The organism is Achromobacter sp. 1011811831 (assembly GCF_059760905.1).
Window position 1 is genome coordinate 1 of sequence record NZ_JCBANG010000106.1, and the last position, 19098, is coordinate 19098.

Consider the following 19098-nt stretch of genomic DNA (forward strand, 5'->3'; position numbering starts at 1 on the left):
CGCCGCCAGCAGCAGGCTGGCCGCCACCACCGCCGCCAGCGCGCCCAGCGCCGCCGGCTGGCCGACATGTCCCGCCAACATCAGGCAGCCAGGTCCGCCGAAGAAGAATCCGACCATGGTGCCGCCGATCTGCAGCGCGTTGGCGCGCGCCAGCGCCTGCCCCTCGAAACGCTCGGCGACCAGGCCGTCGGTGGCGATGTCCTGCGTGGCGCTGGCGAGCGAGGCCAGCGCCATCAGCGCCACCACCGCGCCGGCGCCGGCGGCCGACACGCCCAGCGCCGCCAGCGCCAGCAGGCAGGCCAGCACCACGCCCTGCATCGGCAGGATCCAGCTGCGGCGGCGGCCCAGCGCCGGCCGCCAGCGGTTGTCGATCACGGGCGACCACAGGAACTTCAGCACCCAGGGCAGGCCCACCAGCGGCAGCCAGGCCAGCGCATGCAGGTCGGCGCCATCGCGCCGCAGCAGCGTGGGCAGGGCCTCCATGGCCACGCCCAAGGGAATGCCCTGCGAGAAATACAGGGCGCCGATCATCAGGAACAGGTGCGCGCCGGGCGCGCGTTGGGTAGCGGTTGCGATGGACATCAGGCGCCGCCCTCCACGCGGCGGTGCTCGCTGCCCTGACCGGGCGTGACGAACAGGATCTTTCCGGGACAGGCCACGTGCAGGCGATGCCACACGCCGCGCGGCACCACGGCGCTGCGCCGCGCGTCCAGCAGCACGTCGGCCTCGGCGCCGTCCTCGCCCATCAGCGTCAGCACGATGCGCCCCTCCAGCACGCACAGCATCTCGTCGCCAGCCGGATGGCGCTCCCAGATATGGCCGTGCACGTCGGCGTCGTCCCGCACGGCCTTGATGCCCACCAGCCAGCCGTCCTCGGGCTGGAGCCGGCGGTGCTTGCCGATGTCGCGCATGCCGCCCTGGCTGTCCAGGGCCATGAAGTGGTCGAGCCAGTCGAAGACCGGCGGCGGGAAAACGGGATCGGGACTCATCGGGTGCTCCATGAAACAGGGAAGGCGGACGCCATCGCGTCCGCCGCTTGCGGCGCGATGCCGCGTTCAGTACTGCGCGCTCAGGGTCAGCATCAGGCTGCGGGGCTCGCCGTAGCGGTTGTTCCAGCTGGTGCCGGACAGGCTCTGGTAGTAGCGGCGGTCGAACAGGTTGTTGACGTTCAGCGCCGCCGTCACGTGCTTGTCCAGGCGATACGCCATGCGCAGGTCGACCAGCGAGTAACCGCCCTGGCGCAGCGTGACCGGGCCGGACACCGTGGAGTACCCGGACTGCATGCGCAGCCCGCCGCCCACGCTCAGGCGCCGGTCCATGACGGGCAGCGCGTAGCTGGTCCAGAGCCGGAAGATGTGCTTGGGCGTGAAGCTGGCGTAGGGCTGGCCGCCGGCCGTCGCATCCTTCAGGTATTTGCTGGTGTTGTAGGTGTAGCCGGCGGACAGGGTCCAGGCCGGCGTGATGCGGCCCGAGACCTCGGCCTCGACGCCGCGGCTGCGCACTTCGCCGCCGGCGATGTAGTAGCAGTTGTTGCCCACGCAGGGCCAGTCCGGATCCTGCTGCGCGCGGTCCTTCTGCTGGATCTGGAAGACGGCCAGCGAAACGTTGAGCGCGCCGTCGGCCAGCTCGCCCTTGACGCCGGCTTCGTAGTTGGTGCCCGTGACCGGATCGAGCGACTTGCCGTCGCGCGTGCGCTCGCTCTGCGGCTGGAACACCTGCGCGTAGCTGGCGTAGAGCGACCATTGCCGGTCCAGGTCCAGGATCAGGCCGCCATAGGGCGTGAACTCGGGATCGATGCGGTTGCCGCCGGCGCGCGCCTGCTGGTTCCACCAGCTCATGCGTCCGCCCAGCACCAGCGTCAGCGGATCGGCCAACGAGAACCGGCCCATGCCGTACACGCCCTGCTGCTTGAGCACGGTCTGGCCGGACGAGACATAGGAGCCGGTACCCGGCTCGGGCACGCCGCGCGGATCCCAGTTGAAGACGTCCACCGGCACGTTCAGCGCCGGCATCAGCATGGCGCTGCGCTGCTCGGACGTGCTGCGCTGCATGTTGCCGCCCAGCAGCAGCTCATGGCGCCGGCCGAACAGCTCGACCGGGCCGCTGACGTAGGCATCGAGACTGGCCTGGGTATCGTCGAACTTGTAGGCCCCGCCCGTCAGCCGCGAGCCCTGCCCTGTCTGCCTGTCGATGCCGCCGTAGGCGCCCGCGTACTTCAGGTTGCTGGAACCGGTCAGGTAGTTGGCGCTGACCTTGGCGCCCCAGCCGCCGCCAAAGCGGTGCTCCAGGTCGGCGAACACGCGGGTCGTGTCCCAGTTGAAGCGGTCCCAGGACGCGTCCAGGTAAGTGGAGCGCTTCAGGCCGATGTCGCCGCCGTCCTTGTAGCGCGGCACGCCCGCCATGTTGGTGGTCGAGCGGATGCGCTGCGCCTGCACGCCGGCCGACAGCACGGTGTCCGGTCCCAGGTCGATCTCGCCGATGCCATAGAACAGCGCCGACTTCTGGTCGGCCACGTCATAGAAGTAGCCACGGCTGTCGACGGCGCCGACGATGCGGCCGCGCACGCTGCCGCTGTCGTTCAGCGGGCCGCCCAGATCGGCCTCGGCGCGGTAGCGGTCCCAGCTGCCGGCGGACACGCTGCCGCCGAAGGCGAACTCGCGCTGCGGCCGCTTGCGCACCAGGTTGACGGTGGCGGCCGGATTGCCGGCGCCATGCAGCAGGCCGTTGGCGCCGCGCAGGATCTCCACGCGCTCGTAGACGGCCATGTCCTGCGGCGAGGCGGCCATGTTGCCCATCAGCACCGGCACGCCGTCCTGCTCGAACGAATCCACCTTGAAGCCGCGCGCATAGTAGGCGGTGGTCAGCAGCTGATAGGGCTGCACCGTGATGCCCGGCGTCTGCTGCATGACGTCGTCCAGGCTTTGCAGGTTCTGCTCGCGCATGCGTTCCAGGCCGATCACCGTCACCGACTGCGGAATCTCGCGCAAGGCCAGCGGCAGCTTGCCCAGCGTGGGCGCGTCGCGGCTGGCCATGCCCTCGCCGCTGACCGTCACCGCCGGCAGCGACGACGTCTCCTGCGCCGCCGCCTGTCCCGCCGCCGCCACCGCCAGCCACAGCGGCCATTGCAGCGCGCGCGCCGCCCCGCGCGGCTTGCCCGCGCCCGTCTTGAACCGTATCTGCACCGCCTTCCCTCTTTCCGAATTACTGAGAATGATTCTCAAACAATTCTAGGGATAGGCCGCGAGGGCGACTGGCGATCGCCGAAGTTTCGCTGGCGATCGCGGAAGTTTCGCGCCGCGTCCGCCCACTTCTGCCGCCCGGGTTCAGCCGCGCGGCAGCAGGCTGCTGGGCAGCACGCCGTAGCGCTGCAGGAAGGCCTTGGTGAAGTGCGAATCGGTATAGCCGCAGGCGTAGGCGGCCTCGGACACCGTCAGGTTGCCCGTAGCCAGCAGCGCATGCGCCTGGGCCATGCGCTGCTCGCGCACGAAGGCGTACACGCTCTGGCCGAACAGCTTGCGAAAGCCGGTGGTGAGCTTGTTGACGTTGATGCCCGCCCGCCGCGCCAGGTCCGGCAGGCCGGGCGGATCCTGCAGATTGGCCAGCACCAGATCGCGCGCATGGTGCAGGCGCTCGACATCGGCGCGCGACAGCCCCGCGGGCGGCGCGTCCCGCGCCGGCTCCAGCGCTCCCAGGGCCAGCGCCGTCAGCTCCAGCGCCTTGCCGGACAGGTACATGCGGCGCAGCGGCCCTTGCGCCGGGCAGGCCAGCATCTGCCGGCCCAGCGCCTGCACGGCGTGGCTGGCGCGCAGATTGGCGTCGGCGTAGCCCTGCGCGCCGCGCGGCGCGCGCAGCAGCGCGCCCACATCGCCGGGCTCGATGCCCAGCGTGTCGCGCAGATGGTCGAGCGAGGTCCGCAGCGACACGAAACGCAGTTCGCGCCGGTGGCCGAATTCATGTTCCAGGCGCAATGGACTGCGGCACAGGCTCAGGTGCAGCATAGGCCCGGCCAACCGCGTCTCGGCCGCGCCGGGCACGCGATAGGCCAGTTCGCCGTCCAGCATCAGCACCAGTTTGAGGCCGGGTTCCAGGGCCTCGCTGACCGAGGCCTGCCGCTCCAGGCGCATGGCGCCGCCGGCCAGCGACATGGCGGGCGCGGCGGTACGGACGGTCCAATCGGGATCAGGCAGCAAGGCGCTCACAGCTCGGGGCCCCGGGCGGGCCTGTAGTGGATGAGAGTGAATGTTATTCCCATTCCTGCCCGCAAGCCAAGCCGGGCGGCGGACCGGCCACGGCCCGCCGTCCTGGCCGCCCCGCTATTGCTGCTGGCGGCGTTGCTCCAGCTCGCGCAGGCATTGCGCCACGCCGGCCTGCATCTGCGCGTTCGACACCGCGGCGCGGTCCGAGACCCGGCGGCAGCGTTCGTACTCGGACTTGCTGGCCGGGGTATCGCTGATCGGCGCAGGCGCCTGCGCCCCGGCCTCGCCCGTGACGGTGATGCGCAGGGTCGAGGGCGGCGAGAGGCTGCCGTCCTTGGAGCGGACGCTGGGGTATTGGAATTCCTGGCTGGCGGGCGCGGCGGTCTGCGCCTGCGCCAGACCCGCCGTGCAGGCGACGGCGAACAGGAAAGCGGAAACGATGGTTTTCTTCATGGCGACCTCTCGGGAAAGAAGGCGCAGGCCGCGCCCGACCATGCGTCCGGCGGGCTTGCGCGCCGGCCTATGGTAGTCCGCCTCCGCGCGCCAAGACGCAACACAATGCGGTGCAGATGTTTCCCGCCGTTTCTTCGTGGCTTTCTTCGTGGTTTCTTCGTGGCCGCTTCGTGGCCTCGCTCCCGGCGCGTTGCCGCCGCGCGCGCCAGCCGGCCCGCTCCACGACCCGGGGCTAGATCAGGTTCCGCGTGCCCGCGATGGCCGCCAGCGCATGCGTCACGCCGTCATGCCAGTGCGGCGCGCGCACCCCGAAGGCCTGGGCCAGCCGGCCGCAGTCCAGCGTGGCATTGGCCGGACGCTGCGCGGCGTTCGGATACTCGCTGGCCGGCACGGCGAGGATGTCGGCCGGCGTCAGCGTCAGGGCCAGGCCGGCGCGGCGGGCCTGGCGCGCGATGAAGCAGGCGTACTCATGCCAGCTGGCATCGCCCGAGGCGCTCAGGTGGTACAGGCCGAACGGATAGTCGCCTTGGCCATGCAGATAGCGCGCCACCGCCAGCGCGGTGACGTCGGCGATATAGGCCGCGTCGGTCGGCGCGCCGCGCTGGTCGCCGACCACGCGCAAGGCCTCGGGCTGGCGCAAGGCCATCAGCATGGATTTGAGGAAGCTGTGGCCAAACACGCCATAGACCCAGGACGCCCGAAAGATCAGGTGCGCCGGATTGGCCGCCTGCACGGCGCGTTCGCCGGCCAGCTTGCTGCGTCCGTACATGTTCAGGGGCGCGGCCTCGTCATCCTCGACATAGGGCGCGGACTTGGCGCCGTCGAACACATGGTCGGACGAGTAGTGCACCATCAGCGCGCCGCGCGCGGCGGCCAGCGCCGCCAGTTCGCCGGCCGCCTCGGCGTTGATCCGCATGGCGCGCACCGGGTCTTCCTCGGCGCGTTCCACGGCGGTCCAGGCCGCGGCATTGACGATCACATCGGGCTTTTCCCGACGCACGAGCCTGGCGATCTGCAAGGGATAGGTGAGATCGCAATCATTCCTGCCCGCCGCCGACACCACGCCCAGCGGCGCAAGGCTGCGACGCAGTTCAAAACCCAATTGCCCATCCCTGCCCAGCAGCAGAATCTTCTTGGTCATGCTCTCGCTCTGCGGCGCCCGCCGCGTATCTCCACAGGCCCGCTCCGCTCCGCGCGGATCGCCTGTTTGTCGCGCACATACCGGCCGATGCGCCCGCCTTCATGCCCTTGTGTCCGTGATGCCGCGATTCTGACGGTTCAATGGTCCGATTTTGGCCTGAGTCGCATCCGGATAGCCATACTAAAACGTAATCTGACTTCGCAAATTTAAGACTATTGAGGATGCGAACCATGGCCGCCCTCGATGGCCCCGCGCCATCCCAGTCTTGTCCACCTGCCAGCGGAGCATCGATGAAACCGGTCAATACGACATCATTCTCGGCGTCTGACGCTTCGGGACCCGAACGCCCGGGCCCCGGCGCCGCCCGCTCGGGCGGCCGCCGACACCTGCTGCTGTCGCGCCCGCCCGCCCCCATCCGGGTCGCCATCCTGGACGACCATCCCGTCGTGGCGCTGGGAGTGGGAGCTTACCTGGAAATGCGCCAGGGCTTCCGGGTCGTGCACCAGGAAACGTCGGCGCGGGGCCTGCTGGAAAAGCTGGCCGCCTCGCCCTGCGACGTGGCGCTGATAGATTTCTACCTGCCCCAGGAACCCTGGGACGGCGTGAACTACCTGCGGCGGCTCAAGCGCTATCACCCGACGATGGCGCTCATCACCTTTTCCGCGGGCAACCGGCACGAAACGCAATACGCGGCCTTCCGCGGCGGCGCCAGCGGCTATCTCGCCAAGCAATGGGGCATGGTGTTGCTGCCGGACATGATCCGTGGCGTGCTCAGCGGCAAGGATGCCTTCCTGTCGGTGCAGGAGGGCAAGATACGCGCCATCCGGCCGACGCCGCCGCACGCGCAGCTGACGACCTCCGAAGTGGAGATCCTGCGCCACATCAGCCAGGGCCTGTCGGTGACGCAGATCGCGACCCGCCTGATGCGCAGCAAGAAGACCATCAGCACGCACAAGCGCCGCGCGATGCGCAAGCTGGAGCTCTCGGACGATCTATCCCTGGCCCTGTACCTGCGCGAGAAGTTCGCCGGATGAGGCGGGCGCGGGAAGCGCCCGCGCCTCAGATGATGCGCGAGTAGCTGGCGCCGCTGCTGGCGGCGCGCAGGTAGCCGTCGAAGGTCATGGCCACGGCGCGCACGAAGTACCAGCCCAGGCCCGTCACCTGCACGCCGCCGGCGCGCAGGTTGACCAGGCCGAGTTCGGCCAGGTTCGCCAGCTGGGACAGTTCGCGGCCGAAGTAATCGCCGAAGCGCAGGCCGTGCCGGGCCTCGACCTGGGCGAAGTCCACGTCGCCCTGGCACATGATGTCCATGATGATCTCGCGCCGCACCAGATCGTCGGGGCTCAGTTCCAGGCCCCGCTCGGTCGCGAAGCGCCCGGATTCGATGGCTTCGTAGTACGCGTCCAGCGTCTTGACGTTCTGGCTGTAGGTATTGCCGATGCGGCCGATGGCGGACACGCCCAGCGCCACCAGGTCACGGTCCGGCTGCGTGCTGTAGCCCTGGAAATTGCGGTGCAGCTCGCCGCGCTGCTTGGCCTGCGCCAGCGAATCGGAATGCAGCGCGAAATGGTCCATGCCGATGTAGGCATAGCCATGCTTGAGGAATCCCTCGATGGCCGCGCTCAGCAGGCCCACGCGGGTGGCGCGGTCGGGCAGGTCCGCCTCGTTGATGCGGCGCTGCGGCTTGAACCGCTCCGGCAGGTGCGCGTAGGCATACAAGGCAATGCGGTCGGGCCGCAGCGCGATCACCTGCGAAATCGTACAGGCGAACGATTCCGTGGTTTGCAGCGGCAGGCCATAGATCAGGTCCACGTTGACCGAGGCGTAGCCCAGCGCCCGCGCGCTCTGCACCAGCGCCCGCACGTCCTCGAACGATTGCACCCGGTGCACCGCGACCTGCACGCGCGGGTCGAAATCCTGCACGCCGAAGCTGAGCCGGTTGAAGCCCAGCGTGCGCAGCAGCCCCAGGCGTTCGGGCGTGGCCGTGCGCGGATCCACCTCGATGGATATCTCGGCGTCGGGCTCGAAGCGGAAGGAGCGCCGCAGATCGCCCATCAGGCCGGTCAGTTCCTCGTCCGACAGGAAGGTCGGCGTGCCGCCGCCGAAATGCAGCTGCGACACGGGCACGCCCGCCCCCAGTTCCTCGACGTGCAGCGCGATTTCCCGCGCCAGGGCGTCGAGGTAGCGGGCGGCGCGGTCATGATGCCGGGTCACGACCTTGTTGCAGGCGCAGTAGTAGCAAACCGAATCGCAGAACGGGATGTGCACGTACAGCGACAGCGGCTCGGACGGGCTGCTCGCGCGCCGCTGCCGCAGCGCCTGGCGGTACGCCGACTCGCCGAATCCGCCGTGGTAACGGTCGGCGGTCGGGTACGAGGTATAGCGGGGACCGTTCTTGTCCAGCCGCGCCAGGAGCTGGGGAGGAAAAAAAGGCTCGGCGGCGGACGACGCCGGGGCTTGCGAGAATTGAGGGCGTAGGGCGGCTTGCATACCTTGGATTATTCGCTCGCGGCGCGCGCGCCGCCTTGATCTCGCGCAAACGGGGCGCGCCCCGACGCCCCGGCGGCTGCTCCGCGGGCGCGTCCCTTAAAATCCGCCCTCGCCCCCCGAACCGGCAAGACTAGGAGTCCCACATGGACACAGACATGGGTACAGAATTGGATGGCCGCCTGCTGGCCATGAGACAGGCGCTGGCCATCGCCATCGCGCTGTCGACGCGCAGCAATCCCCAGGCCACCGACATGGCGCTGGAACTGCTGGGCGACCTGAAGGCGCACATGCACGATGCGCCGTCCGACAGCCCCTTCGAGGTGCCGGCCTGGGTGGCCGGCGCCCAGGACGAACTGGATGGCATCGCCCGGCTGGTGCGCGCCTTCACGCAGACGCCCGAGCCCGGCGCGGCCGACGCCTAGGCCCGGTCCCGCCGGCACCGGGCGCCGCGCGGCGCGGCCCCGGATCGGCCCCGGATGGCGGCCGCTACGAAGCATGACGGTCCGAGGCGCCGCAGCCATTGCCGTCCGGGCGCCTGACGCGCCAGTACAGATTGCGGAACTCGGCCGCCACCGGCTCGAAACCCTCGGGCCGGGCCGGCGCCCGTTTCAGCTCCAGCGCGCCGCAACGGCTGGCCAGGTCGGCCGGCACCCAGGGGCTGAAACGCAGCTCGCCCTTGATCAGCACCAGCGGCCGTTCCGGCAGGCGCAGCGCCAGCGCGCCGGCCTCGGCGGGCGGACCGGACACCAGCCGGACCGGTCCGCCCAGGGCCCGCATGGCTGGCTCATGCAGGGCCTCGGCCAGCGCCCGCGAATCGAAGTAACGCCAATCGTCCGGCTTGCGCGCGATCGCGCCGCCGGTCGGCGCCACCAGCGCCATGCGCAGCATCAGGGCCGCCTGGACCATCGCGAAGGCGACCAGCGCGGTACGCAGGGGCACCCGCCGCGTCCAGGCGCCGCCGCGCGCCAGTTCCAGCGCCGCCGGCACCGCGAACAGCAGATATGGCGTGCCCCAATGCAGTTGTACGTGGGCGCCGGTAGCCAGCGCCATCGCGCTGACGAACAGCAGCGGCACCAGCCCGAACGCGAGCAGCAGCGCGCGCGCCGCGTCGGGCGCAACCTCGGGCGTCGCGGCCTGCGGCGCCGCCGCCGGGCGCAGCCGGCGCGTGACCAGCCACAAGGCGACCAGCAAGGCCCAGGCCGGCAACGCGCGGTTCAGCATCTGGTCGCCCCACCAGCGCCCCACTTCGCGCGACCGCGCGCCCCAGGACAGGTCCGCGCCCAGCGAGGATGACATCGCATAGCCCAGCGGTTCGAAGTTGTGTTCGATGAGCCAGTACAGGTGCGGGAAGAAGACCGCCAGCGCGGTCAGCGCCGCCACTTGCAAGCCGAACACCTGCATCGGATCGCGCCAGCCGCGCTGGCTGAGCCAGAACACGAACACGCACAGCGCGGCCACGGCCGCCTGGTATTTGGACAGCGCGCCCAGGCCCAGGCACAGGCCCAGCGCCACCCACCAGACGATCCTGCGCGTCTGCCAGGCGCGCCAGCAGGCGGCGGCCGCGCCGGCAACGAAGGTGATCAGCGGAATCTCGTGGTTATAGAAGTGCAGCCGGCCGTTGTAGAACGTGACGCACAGCCCGGCCAGCAGCGCGACCAGCGCATACGCGCCGCCGCGCATGCCACGCAGCATGCGCCAATAGATGAAGAACCCGGCCAGCGTGCAGAGCGCGCCCAGCACATAGGTGGTCCACGCCGACCAGCCCAGCGCCTGCACGAAGGGCCACAGCAGCCAGGTCGGCAGCGGCGGATGCTTGTAGTAGCCCCACTCCAGGCTGCGCACCCAGGTCAGCTGCTCGATATTGTCCGTCGGCGGCGCCAGCGTCGACCGCTCCAGCAGCCAAAGCCAGGGCGCGGCGAACGCGATCATGCCCAGAACGATCTGCCAGGCTTGCGGCCGGATGGCGTGCTGCGTGTCCTTCAACCTTCTTGCTCCCTTATCCCGCGCATCGCGGCCGCCGGTCCCGCCGATCGCCCGGTATCGGGCGGCACGGCATTATCAGACGGTCGCCCGCGGGCCTGGGGCGGGCTTTTGTTTAGCATTTGTTCAGATTCTGTAAAGCGCCCACGGCGCCGGCAAGGCTGGGCACACTTACGCCAAATTGGCCTGACCACCAGATGATATTCAGTACATACCCTGAGATCGTTTTCCCTGAAAATTCAAAATATTGCTTCTTGATCCAGATTTCCGAGCCTATATTTATTGGCCTGACCACTTGACCACGATTCTCTGTTTCATCCCCCGATGACCACCTTCCAAGCCGTTGCCGTCACCCGCCTGTACCGCATGATCGCCGACCAGATCGCCGGCCGGATCCGCGCGGGCGATTTCCCGCGCGGCAGCCGCCTGCCGTCGGAACGTGAACTGGCGGAACAGCTGCAGGTCAGCCGCGCCTCGATCCGCGAGGCGCTGATCGCGCTGGAAATCGAAGGCTACGTGGAAGTGCGCGTCGGCTCGGGCGTGTTCGTAACCGCCCGCGAAGGCGCGACGCAACCAACTCCCGCGCCCGCCGCCGGCGCCGAGGACATCGGCCCCTTCGACCTGCTGGAAGCGCGCATGCTGATCGAGCCCGAATGCGCCGCGCTGGCCGCGCAACAGGCCACGCCCGCGCAACTGGCCGCCATCCGCGCCGCGCACGAGGGCATGTCGCTGACCGACATGCCCGGCCAGCACGACCGCGCCTTTCACAGCGCCATCGCCGCCGCCTGCGGCAACGCCGCCCTGGCCGCCAGCGTGACGCACCTGTGGAACCTGAGCCAGAGCAGCCCGGTGTTCAGCCGGATGCAGGACTACTTCGTCAACACCAAGGTGTGGGAAGTCGCCCACGCCGAGCACCAACGCATCCTCACCGCCATCCTCGCCCGCGACCCGATCCGCGCGCGCCATGCCATGCATGCGCACCTGATCGGCATCCTGGCGCGGCTGCGGGAAGACTTCGGCGACGACGACGGGAGCATCCGACCCGATCTCTAGCCCTTGCGCGCGACCGCCTCCGGCCTGGCGCCGCGGCGGCCGCTCCGAGACCCATGGGCGCCCCGGCGCCTGCTCTAAGGAGTGCCTGCATGACGGTAGTACCTCCTGTCCCGCGCAATGGCGGCCAGATACTGATGCAGCAGCTGCGCATCCACGGCGCGCGGCGCGTGTTCCTGGTCCCGGGCGAAAGCTATCTGCCCTGCATCGACGCGCTGCACGAACACGCGGACGCCATCGAACCCGTCGTGTGCCGCCAGGAAAGCGGCGCCGCCTACATGGCCGAGGCCTACGGCAAGCTCACCGGCGAGCCGGGCATCTGCTTCGTCACGCGCGGCCCGGGCGCGACCAACGCCAGCATCGGCGTGCACACGGCCTACCAGGACTCCACGCCCATGATCCTGTTCGTGGGCCAGGTCGGCAACGACTTCATCGAACGCGAGGCCTTCCAGGAAATCGACTACCGCCGCATGTTCGGCCCCATGGCCAAGTGGGTCGCCCAGATCGACCGCTGCGACCGCATTCCCGAGTTCATCGCCCGCGCCTACGCCACCGCCACCAGCGGCCGGCCCGGCCCGGTGGTGCTGGCGCTGCCCGAGGACACGCTGTGGGGCACGGCCGCCATCCCGGACATGCCGCGCTACCAGCGCGCGCCGAACCATCCCGGCGCGCCGGACCTCGAACGCCTGCGCGCCGCGCTGGACGCCGCGCGCCATCCCTTCCTGCTGCTGGGCGGCAGCGGCTGGACCGCCAGGGCGGTCGAGCGCATCGCCGCCTTCGCCCAGGCCTTCGAGCTGCCGGTCGGCACGGCCTGGCGGCGGCTGGAATGCTTCGACCAGCGCCATCCCAACGCCGCCGGCCAGGTCGGCTGGGGCATGACGGATGCGCTGCGCGCGCGCCTCGCGGCCGCCGACCTGATCCTGGCCGTGGGCACGCGGCTGGGCGAGGCCACCACCGAGGGCTATCTGCTGCCGGCGTGCCCCCTGCCCGCGCAACGGCTGATCCACGTGCATCCCGACCCGGAAGAACTGGGCCGCGTCTACCAGCCCTGGCAGGCCATCGTGGCCGGCCCGGCCGAATTCGCCGAGGCCGCCGCGACGCTGGTCCCCGGCCATGCCGCGTCCCGCGCGCTGGCCGTGCGCCAGGCCCACCAGGAATACCTGGACAGCCTGGCGCCACTGCCCGCGCCCGGCCCGCTGAGCCTGGACGCGCTGGCCGCCGGCGTCAATCAACGCCTGCCGGCCGACGCCTGCATCACCGTGGGCGCGGGCAACTACGCGCTCTATCCGCACCGCTACCGCCAGTTCTCCGGCCCCGGCACCAGCCTGGCGCCGACGCTGGGCGCGATGGGCTACGGCCTGCCGGCGGCCCTGTCCGCCAAGCTCGAACACCCGGAACGCACGGTGGTCTGCTATGCCGGCGACGGCTGCTTCCAGATGAACATGCAGGAACTCGGCGTGGCCCAGCAGTACCGCCTGGGCGTCGTGGTGCTGGTGTTCAACAACGGCATGTGGGGCACAATCCGCGCGCACCAGGAACGCGAGTTTCCCGGTCGTCCGATCGCGCTGGGTTTCGAGAATCCCGATTTCGCGCAGATCGCGCGCGGCTACCGCGGCTACGGCGAGATCGTGGCGCGCACCGAGGACTTCGCCGCCGCCTTCGAGCGCGCGCTGGCCTATGCCGAGCGCGAACGCCTGCCCGCGCTGCTGGACATCCGCTACGACGCCGACGGCATCGCGCCCGGCCAGACCCTGTCGGCCATCCGCGACGCCGCGCTGGCCCGCCAGGCCGCTCCCCTCCACTCCTGAACCCTAGAGGCCGACCATGAGCAATTCCCCTCTGTCCGTCAACGGCAACCGGCTGTGGCAGTCCCTGATGGACCTGGCCCGGATCGGCGCCACCGCCAAGGGCGGCAACTGCCGCCTGGCCCTGACCGCGCTGGACGGCCAGGGCCGCGACCTGGTCACGGGCTGGATGCGCGACGCCGGCATGCGCGTGCGCGTGGACCAGCTGGGCAACATCTTCGCGCGCCGCGCCGGCCGCGACGACACGCTGCCGCCCGTCATGACGGGCAGCCACATCGACACCCAGCCCACCGGCGGCAAGTTCGACGGCTGCTACGGCGTGCTGGCGGGCCTGGAAGTGATCCGCACGCTCAACGACGCCGGCGTGCAGACCGAAGCGCCGCTGGAAGTCGCCATCTGGACCAACGAGGAAGGCTCGCGCTTCGTGCCGGTGATGATGGGCTCGGGCGTGTTCGCCGGCAAGTTCACGCTGGAAACAGCGCTGTCCGCCCGCGACGCCCAGGGCCTGTCGGTGCGCGACGAGCTGCGGGCCATCGGCTACGCCGGCGCCGACCCGGTGGGCGGGCGTCCGGTGGACGCCTATTTCGAGGCGCATATCGAGCAGGGCCCGATCCTGGAGCACGAGGAAAAGGTCGTGGGCGTGGTCACCGGATCGCTCGGCCTGCGCTGGTACGACATCATCGTGACCGGCATGGAAATGCACGCCGGCCCCACGCCCATGCCGATCCGACGCGACGCGCTGCTGGCGGCCAGCCACCTGGTGCAGGCGGTGATCGGCATCGCCAACGCCAACCAGCCGCACGGCCGTGGCACGGTGGGCGAGCTGCACGCCCATCCCGGCTCGCGCAACGTCATCCCCGGACAGGTGCGGATGACGGCCGACCTGCGCCACGAGGACGAGGCCACGCTCACCCGCATGGACCAGGCGCTGCGCCAGGCCTGCAAGGACGTGGCGGCGGCCCACCATGTCGAGGTGGAACTGAAGGACGTGCAGTACTTCCGCCCCACGCCCTTCGATCCCGACCTGGTCGACAAGGTGCGCCAGGGCGCCGCCAGCCGTGGCCTGCCGGCCATGGACATCGTCACCGGCGCCGGACACGACGCGGTGTACATGGCCTCGGTCGCGCCCACCGCCATGATCTTCGTGCCCTGCAAGGACGGCGTCAGCCACAACGAAATCGAGGACGCGCAGCCGCAGCACCTGGAGGCCGGCTGCAACGTGCTGCTGGACGCCATGGTCGCGCGCGCCGGCCGTAGCGGGAGCTGAACGACATGACATTGCACACGCTGGATTACTGGCAATCGCAAGCCGCCGCGCTGCGCCCGGAAGGCCGCGCCTACATCGACGGCGCCCATGCCGATGCCGCCGACGGCGCCACCTTCGAGGCCCGCAGCCCGATCGATGGCCGCAAGCTGGCCGACGTGGCCGCCTGCGGCCAAGCCGATGTCGACCGCGCCGTGGCCGCCGCCCGCCGCGCCTTCGAGGCCGGCGCCTGGTCGGCGCTGGCGCCGCGCGAGCGCAAGGCCGCGTTGCTGCGCCTGGCCGCGCTGATCGACACGCACAAGGAAGAACTGGCGCTGCTGGAAACGCTGGACATGGGCAAGCCCATCCGCGACGCGCTGCAATTCGACCTGCCCGAAACCATCCAGACCTACGCCTGGTACGGCGAGGCGATCGACAAGCGCTACGACGAGATCGCTCCGACCGGCGCCAACGCGCTGGCCACCATCACCCGCGAGCCCGTCGGCGTGGTGGCGGCCGTGGTGCCCTGGAACTACCCGATGCTGATGGCGGCCTGGAAGGTCGCGCCGGCGCTTGCGGCCGGCAACAGCGTCATCCTCAAGCCGGCCGAGCAATCGTCCTTGAGCGCGATCCGGCTGGCGGCGCTGGTCGAGCAGGCCGGCATCCCGGCCGGGGTGTTCCAGGTGCTGCCCGGCGCCGGCCCGGTGGCCGGGCGCGCGCTGGGCCTGCATCCGGACGTGGACTGCGTGGCCTTCACAGGCTCCACGGCCACCGGCAAGCGCTTCATGACGTATTCCGGCGAGTCGAATCTCAAGCGCGTCTGGCTGGAATGCGGCGGCAAGTCGCCCCACATCGTGTTCGAGGACTGCCCCGACCTGGACCGCGCCGCGCTGATCGCCGCGCTGGCGATCTTCTCGAACCAGGGCGAGGTCTGCATCGCCGGCTCGCGCCTATACGTGCAGGACGGCATCTACGACGCCTTCATGGACAAGGTCGCGCGCCACGCGGCCGCCATGGCGCCGGGCAATCCGCTGGACCCGGCCACCGCGCTGGGCGCGATGGTGGACGAACGGCAGACGCGCTCGGTCATGGCGCGCATTGCCGCCGGCCAGGCCGAGGGCGCGCGGCTGCGCGTCGGCGGCCGCCAGGTGCGCGCGGACAGCGGCGGCTGGTACATCGAGCCCACCATCTTCGACTGCGCCGGCCCGCAGGGCGCGCTGATGCGCGAAGAGATCTTCGGCCCGGTGCTGGCCGCCCAGCGTTTCGCCACCGAGGACGAGGCCATCGCCCTGGCCAACGATTCCTCCTACGGCCTGGGCGCGGGCCTGTGGACCGCCAACCTGGGACGCGCCCACCGCCTGTCGCGCCGCCTGCGCGCCGGGCTGGTGTGGGTCAACTGCTATGCCGACGGCGATGTCACCGTGCCGTTCGGCGGCGTCAAGCAATCGGGCTTCGGCCGCGACAAATCCCTGCACGCGCTGGACAAGTACAGCGACCTGAAGACCACCTGGATCGATCTCACCGTGTAGCCGCCCATCGCCCACGCGCGCACCGTCCCAGAACATGCAAAGGGGAAAAATCTTGCAGCCGGACACGCAACGCATCGCCGCCGCCATCGACGCACTGGAACCCTATATGGTCCGGACGCTGTCGGACTTCGTCGCGGCCCAAAGCCCATCGGGCGCGGAACAGCCCGCCGCCCGCTACATCGAGCAGGCCTGGCGCGAGCTCGGGCTGGAGCCCGAACGCATCCTGCTGGACGACGCCGCGCTCAAGGCGCTGCCGCTCTACGCCTGCCCCTGCGGCCCCGACGACGGCCGCTACAACCTGCTGGCGCGCCACGTCCCGGCCGCGCCGGGCGGCCGCTCGGTGCTGTTCAACGGCCATATCGACGTGGTGCCCACCGGCCCCGCCGCCATGTGGTCGCGCCCGCCCTACGAGCCGGCGGTGGCTGATGGCTGGCTGTACGGCCGCGGCAGCGGCGACATGAAGGCCGGCATCGTCTGCGCCATGGTCGCCTACAAGGCGCTGCTCGGCATGGGCCTGCAGCCGGCCGGCACGGTCGGCTTCAACGCCGTGCTCAACGAGGAAGACACCGGCGCCGGCACGCTGGCCACGCTCAACGCGCTGAGCCGGGCCACGGCGCGCGCCCGGCTCGAGGACTTCGACGCCGTGATCATTCCCGAACCCTTCGGCGAGGCCATGCTGCGCGCGCAGGTGGGCGTGTGCTGGATGTTCGTGGACCTGACCGGCAGGCCCGCGCACGTGGCCTACATGGGCTCGGGCGTGAATCCCATCGAGGCCGGCATCGCCGTCATGGCGGACCTGAAGGAACTGGAAGCGCAGTGGAACGCGCCCGAGAACCGCCACCCCGCCTTCGCCGACCAGCCGCATCCGATCAACTTCAACCTGGGCCGCATCGAAGGCGGCGAATGGAATTCCTCGGTGCCCTGCACCTGCACGCTGGGCATACGCTTCAGCTTCTATCCGGACATGACGCCCGAGGTGGCGCGCGACATCGTGGCCGCGCGCGTGCGCGCCACGGTGGCGCGGCTGAATCCGGCGCTGACCGTGCAGCTGCGCTGGCAGGGCCAGTTCGCGCCCGGCTGCGAGTTCGACCTGGACGCGCCCGCCATGCGGGCGTTGGCCGTCGCGCACGAAAAGGCCACCGGCCAGGCGCCGGCCAAGCTGGCCTGCACCGCCACCACCGACGCGCGCCACTTCCGCCTGATGACCGACCTGCCCGTGACCTGCTACGGCCCCGAGGCGCGCAACATCCATGGCATCGACGAATCCGTGTCGATCGCCAGCATGAAGCGCGTGGCGACGGCGATGGCGCAGTTCATCGTGGACTGGTGCGGCGTGGCGCCCGCGCCGCGCTGAACCCCACACCCAGAAATCGCCGCGATGGTGCGCGGCGCCCGGCACGCGCCGGGCCTCGCACCAGAACGTGGCACCGGCACGCAGCACCGTTGTAGCGGACAGACCCGCAGTATCCCGAGAACCCAGGTGGCACGAGGATTGCTTGCCAACCATGGCGACCGCCGCGAAGGCGCGCGCCCCTCGTCCACTTTTTCCAGCCCGGAGGCTCGCAGTGAACACGAACAAACGGAATCGCCCGATGGATCGCCCGACGTTCCGCCTGACATCCCGCAAGGCCCTGGGCGCGCTGGCCCTGGCGGCCCTGCTGCCGGCCGCGTCCGCCCTGGCGCAGACCAAGGGCGGCACGCTGAACATGATCGTCCAGCCCGAACCGCCGGTGATCGTCACCGCCATCAACCAGCAGGGGCCGACGCAGTTCGTGGCCGGCAAGATCTATGAAAGCCTGCTGACGTACTCCACCGACCTGAAGCCGCAGCCCGGCCTGGCCAAGTCCTGGGAAGCCGCGCCCGACGGCCTGAGCTACACCTTCCACCTGCAGGACAACGTCAAGTGGCATGACGGCAAGCCCTTCAGCGCCGACGACGTGGTGTTCTCGCTGTCCGACATGCTGCCCAAGACGCATGCGCGGGCGCGCGTGATCCTGAACAAGTTCGTCGAGTCGGTGCAGGCGCCGGACCCGAAGACCGTGGTCGTCAAGCTGAAGTCGCCCTTCCCCGCCTTCATGCTGATGTTCGAGCCGGGCTTCGCGCCCATCATGCCCAAGCACCTCTACGCCGGCACCGACTACATGACCAATCCGGCCAACCAGAAGCCGGTCGGCACCGGCCCCTTCGTGTTCAAGGAATGGAAGCGCGGCGAATACATCAAGCTGGCGCGCAACCCCGACTACTGGAAGCCCGGCAAGCCCTACCTGGACGAGCTGGTCTTCAACGTGATCCCGGACGCCGCCTCGCGCGCCGTGGCCTTCGAGCGCGGCAGCGTGGACGTGCTGCGCGGCGGCGACGTGGACAACGTCGACATCAAGCGCCTGCGCGCCCTGCCCAAGGTGGAATACACCACCGCCGGCTGGGAGATGTTCTCGCCCCAGGCGTACCTGATCTTCAACATGCGCAAGCCGCCGTTCGACAACCTCAAGGTACGCCAGGCGGTGATGGCGGCCATGAACCGAAACATGGTGGTCAACAACATCTTCTTCGGCCTGGGCAAGGTCGCCACCAGCCCCTTCGTCACCACCGAGATGTTCTACGACAAGAACATGCCGGCCATGCCCTTCGACATGAAGCAGGCGCGCGCGCTGATCAAGGAATCCGGCATCAAGCCGGGCGACTACACCATCCGCCAGCTGAGCTTCCCTTACGGCTCCACCTGGGACCGCCTAGGCGAATACACCAAGCAGGCGCTGGAGCAGCTGGGCTTCAAGGTCAACCTTGAATCCACCGACGCTGGCGGCTGGGCCAGCCGCACCGGCAACTGGGACTTCGACCTGACCACCAACTTCACCTACCAGTACGGCGATCCGGCGCTGGGCGTGCAGCGGCTCTACATCTCGTCGAACATCGTCAAGGGCTCGCCCTTCGCCAACGTGCAGGGCTACAGCAACCCCGAGACCGACAAGCAGTGGGAAGCCGCCGCCTCGGAGATCGATCCGGCCAAGCGCCAGGCGCTGTACAGCCAGCTGCAGACCACGCTGGTCAAGGAAGTGGCCAACGGCTTCCTGGTGGACATGGAGTTCCCCACGCTGTACCGCGCCAACGTGAAGAACCTGGTCCGGACGGCCATCGGCCTGAACGAGTCGTTCGACGACGTCTACATCGAGAAGTAAGTCCAGAAGCAAGCGTCTTTGGCGCCGCCGCGCGG

16 protein-coding genes are annotated in these 19098 nt (G+C 69.8%); 8 read left to right on the forward strand and 8 right to left on the reverse strand.

Annotated features, from left to right (window positions below; translation table 11 throughout):
* From AC6LJ9_RS26875 to rfbD, 6 genes are all read right to left on the reverse strand, one after another.
* Positions 1-582 (reverse strand): MFS transporter (locus AC6LJ9_RS26875; protein ID WP_498149915.1); only part of this gene is annotated, 582 nt, incomplete at its 3' end.
* Entirely contained in the window at positions 582-989 is a 408-nt protein-coding gene (locus AC6LJ9_RS26880) for a cupin domain-containing protein (protein ID WP_498149916.1), read from the reverse strand. The genes AC6LJ9_RS26875 and AC6LJ9_RS26880, both read right to left, overlap by 1 nt.
* A 66-nt stretch (positions 990-1055) precedes the next feature.
* The gene (locus tag AC6LJ9_RS26885; protein ID WP_498149917.1) at positions 1056-3182 is read right to left on the reverse strand and encodes a TonB-dependent siderophore receptor; all 2127 of its coding nucleotides are present in this window, start codon (positions 3180-3182) and stop codon (positions 1056-1058) included.
* Positions 3183-3323: 141 nt separating this feature from the next.
* Entirely contained in the window at positions 3324-4199 is an 876-nt protein-coding gene (locus tag AC6LJ9_RS26890) for a helix-turn-helix transcriptional regulator (protein WP_498149918.1), read from the reverse strand.
* Positions 4200-4313: 114 nt separating this feature from the next.
* Complete coding sequence (locus AC6LJ9_RS26895; protein WP_212318662.1) at positions 4314-4649, reverse strand: hypothetical protein; 336 nt, start codon at positions 4647-4649, stop codon at positions 4314-4316.
* A 232-nt stretch (positions 4650-4881) separates the two neighbouring features.
* Positions 4882-5790, reverse strand: coding sequence for a dTDP-4-dehydrorhamnose reductase (gene rfbD / locus AC6LJ9_RS26900; protein ID WP_212318664.1), 909 nt, complete (start codon positions 5788-5790; stop codon positions 4882-4884).
* Positions 5791-6080: 290 nt separating this feature from the next.
* Here rfbD and AC6LJ9_RS26905 point away from each other — a divergent pair, with 290 nt between their 5' ends.
* On the forward strand, positions 6081-6824 hold the full coding sequence (locus AC6LJ9_RS26905) for a response regulator (protein ID WP_498149919.1): 744 nt from the start codon (positions 6081-6083) through the stop codon (positions 6822-6824).
* A gap of 25 nt (positions 6825-6849) precedes the next feature.
* On the opposite strand, the gene hemN is transcribed toward AC6LJ9_RS26905, so the two are convergent.
* On the reverse strand, positions 6850-8280 hold the full coding sequence (gene hemN / locus AC6LJ9_RS26910) for an oxygen-independent coproporphyrinogen III oxidase (RefSeq protein WP_212318666.1): 1431 nt from the start codon (positions 8278-8280) through the stop codon (positions 6850-6852).
* Between the two features lie 155 nt (positions 8281-8435).
* Here hemN and AC6LJ9_RS26915 point away from each other — a divergent pair, with 155 nt between their 5' ends.
* Entirely contained in the window at positions 8436-8702 is a 267-nt protein-coding gene (locus AC6LJ9_RS26915) for a hypothetical protein (RefSeq protein WP_212318686.1), read from the forward strand.
* A 64-nt stretch (positions 8703-8766) separates the two neighbouring features.
* On the opposite strand, the gene AC6LJ9_RS26920 is transcribed toward AC6LJ9_RS26915, so the two are convergent.
* Positions 8767-10263: a glycosyltransferase family 39 protein gene (locus tag AC6LJ9_RS26920; protein WP_498149920.1), complete on the reverse strand. Its 1497-nt coding sequence runs from the start codon at positions 10261-10263 to the stop codon at positions 8767-8769.
* A 321-nt stretch (positions 10264-10584) separates the two neighbouring features.
* Between AC6LJ9_RS26920 and AC6LJ9_RS26925 the strand changes: the two genes are divergently transcribed.
* The 6 genes from AC6LJ9_RS26925 to AC6LJ9_RS26950 all read left to right on the forward strand — a co-directional run bounded on the left by AC6LJ9_RS26925 (position 10585) and on the right by AC6LJ9_RS26950 (position 19063).
* A complete protein-coding gene (locus tag AC6LJ9_RS26925; RefSeq protein ID WP_498149921.1) occupies positions 10585-11313 on the forward strand; it encodes a FadR/GntR family transcriptional regulator in 729 nt (242 codons plus the stop codon).
* An 89-nt stretch (positions 11314-11402) separates the two neighbouring features.
* A complete protein-coding gene (locus AC6LJ9_RS26930) occupies positions 11403-13118 on the forward strand; it encodes a thiamine pyrophosphate-binding protein (protein ID WP_498149922.1) in 1716 nt (571 codons plus the stop codon).
* A gap of 16 nt (positions 13119-13134) precedes the next feature.
* Entirely contained in the window at positions 13135-14382 is a 1248-nt protein-coding gene (locus tag AC6LJ9_RS26935) for a Zn-dependent hydrolase (RefSeq protein WP_498149923.1), read from the forward strand.
* A gap of 5 nt (positions 14383-14387) precedes the next feature.
* A complete protein-coding gene (locus AC6LJ9_RS26940; protein WP_212318674.1) occupies positions 14388-15887 on the forward strand; it encodes an aldehyde dehydrogenase in 1500 nt (499 codons plus the stop codon).
* Positions 15888-15939: 52 nt separating this feature from the next.
* Complete coding sequence (locus AC6LJ9_RS26945; protein WP_498149924.1) at positions 15940-17241, forward strand: ArgE/DapE family deacylase; 1302 nt, start codon at positions 15940-15942, stop codon at positions 17239-17241.
* Positions 17242-17479: 238 nt separating this feature from the next.
* Entirely contained in the window at positions 17480-19063 is a 1584-nt protein-coding gene (locus AC6LJ9_RS26950) for an ABC transporter substrate-binding protein (RefSeq protein ID WP_498149925.1), read from the forward strand.
* The last annotated feature ends 35 nt before the right edge of the window (positions 19064-19098 follow it).

Coding starts and splice junctions, on each gene's coding strand:
- AC6LJ9_RS26880 (WP_498149916.1), bottom strand. CDS start 989: ATGAGTCCCGATCCCGTTTTCCCGCCGCCGGTCTTCGACTGGCTCGAC.
- AC6LJ9_RS26895 (WP_212318662.1), bottom strand. CDS start 4,649: ATGAAGAAAACCATCGTTTCCGCTTTCCTGTTCGCCGTCGCCTGCACG.
- rfbD (WP_212318664.1), bottom strand. CDS start 5,790: ATGACCAAGAAGATTCTGCTGCTGGGCAGGGATGGGCAATTGGGTTTT.
- AC6LJ9_RS26905 (WP_498149919.1), top strand. CDS start 6,081: ATGAAACCGGTCAATACGACATCATTCTCGGCGTCTGACGCTTCGGGA.
- hemN (WP_212318666.1), bottom strand. CDS start 8,280: ATGCAAGCCGCCCTACGCCCTCAATTCTCGCAAGCCCCGGCGTCGTCC.
- AC6LJ9_RS26915 (WP_212318686.1), top strand. CDS start 8,436: ATGGGTACAGAATTGGATGGCCGCCTGCTGGCCATGAGACAGGCGCTG.
- AC6LJ9_RS26925 (WP_498149921.1), top strand. CDS start 10,585: ATGACCACCTTCCAAGCCGTTGCCGTCACCCGCCTGTACCGCATGATC.
- AC6LJ9_RS26930 (WP_498149922.1), top strand. CDS start 11,403: ATGACGGTAGTACCTCCTGTCCCGCGCAATGGCGGCCAGATACTGATG.
- AC6LJ9_RS26935 (WP_498149923.1), top strand. CDS start 13,135: ATGAGCAATTCCCCTCTGTCCGTCAACGGCAACCGGCTGTGGCAGTCC.
- AC6LJ9_RS26940 (WP_212318674.1), top strand. CDS start 14,388: ATGACATTGCACACGCTGGATTACTGGCAATCGCAAGCCGCCGCGCTG.
- AC6LJ9_RS26950 (WP_498149925.1), top strand. CDS start 17,480: ATGGATCGCCCGACGTTCCGCCTGACATCCCGCAAGGCCCTGGGCGCG.